An 8,754-nucleotide genomic window follows, 5' to 3' on the forward strand; every position below is an offset into this window, starting at 1 on the left:
CTCTGATCAGCAAGTGATGACGCAACCGCACGTTGCAGTACAATTGCCGCCTTTGACAGGCAATGGACCGGCCCACCCATGATCGAACCCAAGCGCGTTTTACGTGCCCTAGCCGAGCACTGGGCACTCCTTGAGCCGTTGTGTGAACACTTCGACCAAGGCACCTTGAGCCTGAGCGAACTGCGCTTGCAATTGGCAGCTCACCAACTGGACAGCACGCCGCAAGACATCACCACGGTGCTCGACACCTGGATCCGGCTAGACATTCTGGTGCCGGTCGCCAAAAGCCCGAACCGTTTCGAGCTCAATGCGCAAATTCATGACTTTCTGGCGTATTTAAGGCGTGAACACCGGCTGGGCCTGTGCCTGGAAATTGAAGCCTATCTGCGTCATTTGGAGCGTCTGGCCGGTTACATTCAGGACGCATTCGACATCCGCGACGGCAATGACTTGGCACGCCAACTGCGCCTGCTCGACATGCGGGTGCGCGATGTTTTGAAAAAACTCGCCAATGACGAGCAAGCGTTAGTTGCTGTTGCCGAACGCGCCAAAACCAGTGATCGACAAATCCCACTGCGCCAGCGTTATGCCGAAGTGTTGGCCACGTGGGACGAGTACGTTGAACCGATGATCCAGTTGGTTAATGCCGACGGCGCTTTTGAACAAGGCGTGCGCAAGGTTGAAAACGTGCTGTTGCGCATGCTCAGCGAACAGCAGCGCTTAGGGCACTTGGTCGATGACGATATGTTGCTGCGCACTCACGCGCGCATTCTCGAAATGCAGACCAGCGCTCAACTGACCTTGCGTCATGCCCGCGAACTGTTATTGCCGCTACGTGAAGAAGCTCGTCGTCACAACGCTGTAACCCGTGGCGCAGCACTGGCGCTGGCCGCCATCCGCCGTAAAGGTCTGGACGCAGTGCCACAGGCCTCAATGCCGATGTTTACCCGCCCGCAAAGCACCTTTTTGGGCAGCGCGAGTCAAGTCGAGGCGTATGTGTATGCGCTGGCGCGTTTTGAGCCTAAACCGGCACGCTTCCCCAAGGCGCATAAAGCCCACAGGGGTGAAACACCCAAAGCTCCGCGCACTGTTAAAGAAATGCTTGATCGGTGCAGCGATGCGCTGCCGATGCCGGACTTGATGAGCTGGCTACTGACTCAAGAGCCAAACGGCGATACCGACGAATTGCTGTACTGGTTTTCACGCCTGTCCCGCGAAAAGCGCTTTGTGCGCGAACGCCTTGAACGCCGTGATTATCACACCCACGAACATCTGGTCAGCCTGCGCTCTTTCGCTCTGCTTTCTCGCAGCGAAGACACGACCCAGACTTCTGCGAGCCTTCTGCATGAATCTTGATCTTTGTGAACTGTCCCAACTGGCGCCGATTTTTCGTGAGTTGTTCAAGGGGTATCACGTCAGCCGTCGCGACCCCGAGCTGTATGCACAGCTGTCCAATTTTCAGGATCAATACCGGGCGCTGTTCAAGGCGCTGGGCTTTGAGTTGGTGTGTGATACCCGCGGCTTTTATTACTTTGTACCGGACACCGCCACTGCACAGGTCAACAAGACCGCTCAGCGCTTGGCCCTGTTCACTTTCATCATTGTTGAGCACCTGGCCGATCAAGGCCGTGATCCGATTGCGGTGCTTGATGGCGGCAGTTTGGGCCGCGATGAACTGCCCGCGCTGCTCGATAAATACCGTGACCTGTTTGTACAAGCCGAGATCACCACTCACGAAGAGCTGGAAGAGAAGATCATGCGCCGCATGACTCAGCTCGGGTTTGCCAGTGAAGAGCCCGGCATTTATCGCTTTCTACCGCCTATGCACCGCTTCTTGGATGTCTGCCTGTCAGTGCAGCAAGACCGCGATTTGGCTGCCAGCCTGCACAGCGTTCTGCCGTTGCCAACGCCAGTGTTGATTGACGATGAAGACGTGCTGGCCGACTCGCTTGAAGAAGACGAAGAAGCTGCATTGGCTCGCGCTATTGCTGCCGAGCAACAGGAGATGGACGCATGAGCCAGGAACGCTACGGAATTCGCCGCTTTGCCTTGTTGAACACCGCGGGTTACAGCTTGGGGCTATTCCCGCTGGAACATCCGCTGTCGGTATATGGAGCAAACAACCTCGGCAAATCAGCTTCGATTAACGCGTTGCAGTTTCCGATTTTGGCACGCATGTCAGACATGAGCTTCGGCAAATACAGCCTCGAACAATCGCGACGGTTTTACTTTGCGTCGGACACCAGCTACATCCTCGTGGAAGTCTCCCTGCCCCACGGCCCACACGTCATTGGTGTGGTCGGGCGCGGCCCTGGCGGCGGCTTTGGTCACCAGTTCTTTGCCTACGCGGGCAAGCTGGATTTGGCCCATTACCAAAAAGATGACACGTGCCTGCGTCAAAAAGAGCTGTTCACTAACCTGGAACGCAACGGCCTGAAAGCTTACGAGCTTAAGCCTGATGAACTACGGCGCTTGTTGGTGGGCGGTCACACCTCGATTCCGCTGGACTTGACGCTGATCCCGCTACGTTCCACCAGTGAACAAAGCCTGAAAACCTTCCGGGCGCTGTTCATCAACCTGTTGCACATGCGCGAAATCACGGCGGCCAAGCTCAAGCAGTTGTTCCTTGATGCGTTCGAGCACAGCTTGCGCTCAGGCAGTGTCGATTACATTGCTGCGTGTGAAGAAGCCTTCCGCGATGTGCGACGCATGGAGCAGGACTACAACGCGCTGGTGGGGGCCGGGCCGTTGGTCGAGGCGCTGGCGGCTGGCGTTCGCCAACGTGATCTGCTGCGCGGCAAGCTGCATCGCTTGTCGCCCCTGCTCGACTCGTTGCTCGGCACTTGGCAGGACTATGCCGGTGCGCGCAAGGAAGAGTTGTTGATTCAGTCCGAGTATTACCGCAACGAACAAGACGTACTGCAAAACGATCAGCGCAGCAGCACTCAGGAGTTGATGCGCCTGGAGCGTGAGATCACAGGTATTCAGCGTTGGCTAGGTGAGTTGTCGGTGCTCAAGCATCGCTTCGCACTGGTTGACGATGTGAAGGTGTTAGAGCAGCAGTTGCTTGCGGCTAAAGATGCGCACGATGAGCTGGCCGGGGCCTTGGCGCAATCACGTCAATTCAGTGCTGAAGATTTGGATGAGCGTTTACGGGATCTGGAAAAACGCCTGAAATCGGTCAAACAGCAGCTCGACCACGCCGACAACAACAGTTATGCCCGCCTGCGCGAAGAGTTTTCTCAGCAAGATGTTGAGCGCTTGATGCGCTTGTTCAACAGTGCCTTGTTCAGCTTGCCGCTCGGTGAGCACGGGATTGCACTGGATGACAGTGATGCGTGGGTCAAGTCGCTGGAGTTGATCCTTGATGGTTTTAAAGGTGAGCGTTTTGAAGCGCCCGGCCTGTCCATTGATCTGAGCCATATCGAACCTCCAGCGCTACAGGCACTGGCTGACCGAGCAGCGTTGCGCGATCAAAAAGAGCGTTTGGAAAAAGAACTCAAGCAACTCAAAACCCAGCAGGCCGTGACCTCGGATCGCGCGGCGAGTAAGAGCGAAGCCGAAGCGCTGTATCAGCAAGTGTTGGATGCGCACAAAGCGCTGGAAGACTTCCGGCGCGCTCAAACCTTAAGCGCCGAAGAAGGCGAAAAACTTGAGCAACTGGCGCAAGCGGAAGCTGCACAAGACGAATTGAAACGCTCCAGCGATGCGTTCACTGAGCGCGTACAGCAACTGTCAGCCAAGTTGCAACTGGTAGGCCGGCACATCGCAGACATGGAAGCCAAGCAGCGCACGCTGGATGACAGCTTGCGCCGACGTCAGCTGTTGCCCGCTGATATGCCATTCGGTACGCCGTTCATGGACCCTGTCGATGACTCGATGGACAACCTGTTGCCGCTGCTCAACGACTATCAGGACAGTTGGCAAAGCTTGCTGCGCAGCGATGGTCAAATCGAGGCGTTGTACGCGCAGGTTCGGCTTAAAGGCGTGGCCAAGTTCGACAGCGAAGACGATATGGAGCGGCGCTTACAGTTGCTGATTAACGCCTACGCACACCGTACCGAAGAAGCGCTGACGCTGGGCAAGGCACGTCGTGCCGCCGTAACGGATATCGCTCGCACGCTGCGTAATATCCGTAGCGACTACGACAGCCTTGAACATCAATTGGCGCTGTTCAATCGCGAGATCAACAAGCGTCAAGTGTCGAACTTGCAGAGCTTTCGCATTGTGTTGGCGCCGAACAAAGAAGCGCTCAAGCACATCGATCAAATTATCCACAGCGCAGGCCAATACGAAGAAGGCGAAACGTTGTCGGTATTCGACCTCAGCCAAAGTGCCGAGCAAGACAACAAGAACGAAGAAGCCAAGGAGTATCTGGCGCGCCTGGTGGCAGCAAACCACAACCAATTGGGCCTCAAGGACCTGTTTGAGTTGGCGTTTGAGATCACTAAGGTCAACGGCCAGCCGGTGATTCATACCGACATTGATGGGGCTGCATCTAACGGCACGACCATGACGATCAAGGCGCTGACCAACATGTATTTGTTGCTGCACTTGATGGATCGCGAGCAAGCCGGACGCATTCGCCTGCCGTACTATTTGGACGAAGCCGCGGATATCGACGAGAAAAACCAAACTGCACTGCTTGAAACCAGTTTGCAGTTGGGCTTTGTGCCGATTCTGGCGAGTGTAAAACCTCAGGTTTGCGCCCATGTGGCGATCGACCTTGAAGGCGGCAGCGGGCCAAACGGAATTTATATCGACGAAGACGACTGGAAGTACATCCGTCGCCATGACGACGTAAAGCCTGTGGCTGTTGTTTCGGAACAACTGCCAGAGCTGGATGAAGTCTGAGGTTAACCCCGTAAATGCAAAAGGCCGCGATCATTGATCGCGGCCTTTTTATTGGGGCGCTAGCTTACTTGCCTAGCTGAATTTTCGGTGCCCATTGCAGCCATTCGTCTTCGAACTTGTCGAACAACGGAAAGGTTTGCTCAGGTCGCGCCTGATTGCCCATTTTGTCGTCTGGCGTGGCGAAAGCGATACCGCCCTGAATGAGGGTTTCCAAGGATTCGGTTCGCACTGTCGCACCTTTAAACAGCCCGAAGTCCACGCCAAAACCGCTGCTGTTCCAGAAACGGCTACCGCTGCGCACCAAGGGTGCATAACGCGGTTCTATCAAAATGTGTACCAGCACGCGGTCAGCCGTATTACCCAGTTCATAGCCGGTAACTTTACCCACGGTGACTTCGCGGTAGGTCACAGGAACACCTTCCTTCAGCGATCCACGCCGCGCAGCGCTCAATACCAAACTCAGTCCAGCTTGAGGTATCACCGCGTCAGGGGCTTGGTCCAAGGCAACAAAACTGGTCTGCGGGCCTCGGTCTTTAGCAGCGGGCTGGACTTCAAGGTATTGGCCAGTCACTAATGTTTCGAGGTTGGCCGTCTTCATCAGGCCAAGCTCAGGTTTGACCACCCAAAACTGGCTGCCCACTCGCGCAATGCGCTCCGGCACCTCAGTGATACGGGCCTTGAGTAATACCGATTGCAGGTCGTCACTGAAGTCGACACTTTCGATCTTGCCCACATCCAAACCTTTAAAACGAATGGGCGTGCCTCTGCTCAGACCATCGGCACGCGCAACTTTAATCGTCACGGGCACACCTTGCTGCATCGCGGCATTGCGGTCGGTAAACAGACGGAAACGCGGAATACGTTTTTGTAGCGGTGCTTTGGCTTGTGGGGTTTCGAAAGCGATCCCTCCTGCCATCAGGCTTTGCAGGGATTCACTTTTGACCTGAATACCGCCCGTCAAACCGCCTGTCAGTGTGATGCCGCTGGCATTCCAGAAACGAGTCGAGGCGTTGACCAGGTTTTCGTATTCCTTCTCAATATGCACACCGATGACCAACTGCTTCTTGGTGGGCGAGAACTGGTAGCTCTGCACAGAACCTACTTTGACCTGTTTGTAGAGGATTGGACTGCCAACATCCAGTGACCCCAAGTTTTCGGTAAAGAGCACCATGTGCAGGCCCGGTGAGCGCAGATCCAGTGGCGGCGCTTTTGGTCGTGCGATGAACTCCCGCTCCGGCGTGCTGCCTTTGTCACCGGGACGGATAGCGATGTAGTTACCTTTGACCAAGGCCTCCAAGCCTGTAATACCGGCCAAAGAAATAGAAGGTTTAACTACCCAAAACTGAGTGCCTTGCACCAGGTAGTCTTCGGCTAACGGATCGAGGGTTAGTTCGGCGCTTGCACTGGTGAGGTCGGGGTCAACTTTTAGCCCCTTGAGGCTACCAACCTGAATGCCTTTGTACATGACCGGCGTTCGGCCCGCCTGCAGGCCTTCAAAGTCACTGAGTTTGACCTTGACCTTGATCCCCGCCTGCGCCGCATCGAAGTCCTCATAGAGACGGAATGGCAGGCTTGAATCCGTAGGCGGGCTGTCTTTGCGATTCTCGGGTGTAGCGAAGGCAATACCGCCGGCAACAATGCTGGCCAACGATTCACTTCGCAGTTTTACGCCTGACAGGTTGGCATCAATACTGATGCCACTGGCATTCCAAAACCGCGTGTGTTTGCGCACCAGGTTGGCGTAAGTCGGCTCGATAAAAACTTTAATCTCAACGGTGCTTTGGTCTTCTGAGAGCACGTAGCTTTTGATCTGCCCGACCTGAATCTGCTTGTAGAACACCGGGCTGCCACGGTTCAACGAACCTAGACGCTCGGCCTTGAGCGTCAGATGCAAGCCAGGTTTAGCATCAGACAGCGGCGGCTCTTGCGACAGCGCTTTAAATTTGCGCGTAGGCTCCCCGTCGGCAGGGCTGACGGCAATGTAGTTACCTGATACCAAGGTCTCAAGGCCCGTGATACCGGCCAACGTAACGCTTGGTTTAACCAGCCAAAAACGGGTGTTGGTCTTGAGGTATTGTTCAACATCCTTATCCATCTCAACCTTGGCAATCACCCCCTTGTTCGGGCCGTCTTCATCCAGGGTCAAGGTTTTGACCTTGCCCACGGGCATGCCTTTGTAAACCACCTCAGTTTTGTTGGCGACGATGCCTTCGCCACTTTCGAAGCGCACCTGAATATCAATCCCGGTTTGGCTATAGGCTCGCCATCCCAACCAGCCACCGATAACCAAGGCTATGAGTGGCAGAATCCAGATGGCCGACCAATTGGAGGCTGGGCGAGTTTTAGCAGTTGGCAAGTCACTCATGGTCGTCGTCCGACTCCGTGTTATCCCAAATCAGTCGGGGATCAAAAGTTAAAGCTGCAAGCATCGTTAATACCACCACACTGGCAAAGGCCACCGCGCCAAGATTGGCCTCTACGCTGGCTATTCGTCCGAAGTTCACCACGGCCACCAAAATGGCAATGACAAAAATATCCAACATTGACCATCGGCCAATGAACTCGATGAAACGGTACATGATGATGCGCTGGCGAGCTGAAAGTGGTTGGTGGCGCTGTACCGAAAACAATAGCAAGGCAAGGCCGACCAGTTTGAAGGTAGGCACCAAAATACTGGCCACGAACACCACAGCGGCAATCGGAATCATCCCGTGCTGCACGAGTTCGATTACCCCGGCCATGATGGTGCTTGGTGCGCCTTGGCCTAATGAGTTGACGGTCATGATTGGCAGTAAGTTGGCCGGGATGTAGAGAATGGCTGACGTCAGCAACAAGGCCCAAGTGCGCATCAGGCTATCGGGGCGACGGGCGTGAACTAATGCTCCGCAGCGGGTACAGGTTTGCTCATCCGTTTCGGGATTTTGCTTGTTCAGCTCATGACACTCGCCACAGATCAAAATGCCTGCATCAATCGCCCGCATGAAGATCCTCCCCGGATAAAGCCTGCCAAATCTGATGAGGCGACATCACAATCTCTAGCCAGATTTGGACCAGTAATAAGCTGACGAAACAGATCAAACCCAGTCCAAGGCTGAGTTCGGCCAAGTCGGACAACTTCACGATCGCGACCAAGACGCCCATGAAGTACACCTCAAGCATGCCCCATTCACGTAGATGGTGATAAATACGGTAGATGAGCAGACCGTAGCTGCGACCTATGTCCCAGCGGATGCTTAACAACACAGTCAGTTGGCAGAGCAATTTGACCAGCGGAATACCCATGCTGCACAAAAACACCACGACAGCGATACCTTGCATGCCGGTGTTGAACAAGCCGAGCACACCGCTCCAGACAGTATCTTGCGATGCCTGGCCCAATAGATTGAGTTGCATGATGGGCAAAAAGTTCGCCGGTATGTAAAGCAGCAACGCGGCAATGACAAGCGCCAGGCTGCGTTCGACGACCTTGTGCCGGTTAGCATAAAGTTCATAACCGCAGCGCGGGCATTGGGCTTTTTCACCAAGGGCGAGATGCGGCTTACGCATCAAAAGATCGCACTCATGGCAAGCCACTAACTCGTCCAGCGGTAATTCTGACACCTTAGGGGCGTCTACCGGATCTGGCATATAAGGCGTCTCGGGCTCGAAAATGACTGCGCCTATTCTAGTGCGCGGACTACAAAATAACTGCGCCTATTTGTAGGACTTTAGCCACGAACTAAATAGCACACGGGATGGAAGTGGCGCTGTATCAGGGTTGAAGAAGAACAGGTGTCGCTTTAACGCTGGCGACTAGTCTGGTTTTTTCTTGCCCCAAAAACAAACCCCCTGTCTGCGCGAGCAGACAGGGGGTTTGGAATTTAATCTTGACGATGACCTACTCTCACATGGGGAAACCCC

6 protein-coding genes are annotated in these 8,754 nt (G+C 54.9%); 3 read left to right on the plus strand and 3 right to left on the minus strand.

What is annotated here, in order from left to right; translation table 11 throughout:
• The first annotated feature begins 78 nt into the window (after nucleotides 1-78).
• Genes mksB through mksF form a run of 3 tightly spaced genes read left to right on the plus strand, consistent with a single transcriptional unit; the run spans nucleotide 79 to nucleotide 4,854 of the window.
• On the plus strand, nucleotides 79-1,356 hold the full coding sequence (mksB, locus tag ACZRJQ_RS21175; protein ID WP_463980250.1) for an Mks condensin complex protein MksB: 1,278 nt from the start codon (nucleotides 79-81) through the stop codon (nucleotides 1,354-1,356).
• A complete protein-coding gene (mksE, locus tag ACZRJQ_RS21180; protein ID WP_463980251.1) occupies nucleotides 1,346-2,017 on the plus strand; it encodes an Mks condensin complex protein MksE in 672 nt (223 codons plus the stop codon). The genes mksB and mksE overlap by 11 nt, the downstream gene beginning before the upstream one ends.
• Nucleotides 2,014-4,854, plus strand: a complete 2,841-nt coding sequence (gene mksF / locus ACZRJQ_RS21185) for an Mks condensin complex protein MksF (RefSeq protein ID WP_463980252.1) — start codon at nucleotides 2,014-2,016, stop codon at nucleotides 4,852-4,854. The genes mksE and mksF overlap by 4 nt, the downstream gene beginning before the upstream one ends.
• Nucleotides 4,855-4,918: 64 nt before the next feature.
• Here mksF and ACZRJQ_RS21190 read toward each other — a convergent pair whose 3' ends face one another.
• The 3 genes from ACZRJQ_RS21190 to ACZRJQ_RS21200 are packed head-to-tail and all read right to left on the minus strand — an operon-like array spanning nucleotide 4,919 to nucleotide 8,481.
• Nucleotides 4,919-7,219: a PqiB family protein gene (locus tag ACZRJQ_RS21190; RefSeq protein WP_463980253.1), complete on the minus strand. Its 2,301-nt coding sequence runs from the start codon at nucleotides 7,217-7,219 to the stop codon at nucleotides 4,919-4,921.
• Entirely contained in the window at nucleotides 7,212-7,835 is a 624-nt protein-coding gene (locus tag ACZRJQ_RS21195) for a paraquat-inducible protein A (protein ID WP_463980254.1), read from the minus strand. The genes ACZRJQ_RS21190 and ACZRJQ_RS21195 overlap by 8 nt, the downstream gene beginning before the upstream one ends.
• A complete protein-coding gene (locus ACZRJQ_RS21200) occupies nucleotides 7,822-8,481 on the minus strand; it encodes a paraquat-inducible protein A (RefSeq protein WP_463980255.1) in 660 nt (219 codons plus the stop codon). Before ACZRJQ_RS21200 ends, ACZRJQ_RS21195 begins: the two co-directional genes overlap by 14 nt.
• Between the last annotated feature and the right edge of the window lie 273 nt (nucleotides 8,482-8,754).

The organism is Pseudomonas sp. E315 (assembly GCF_055406205.1).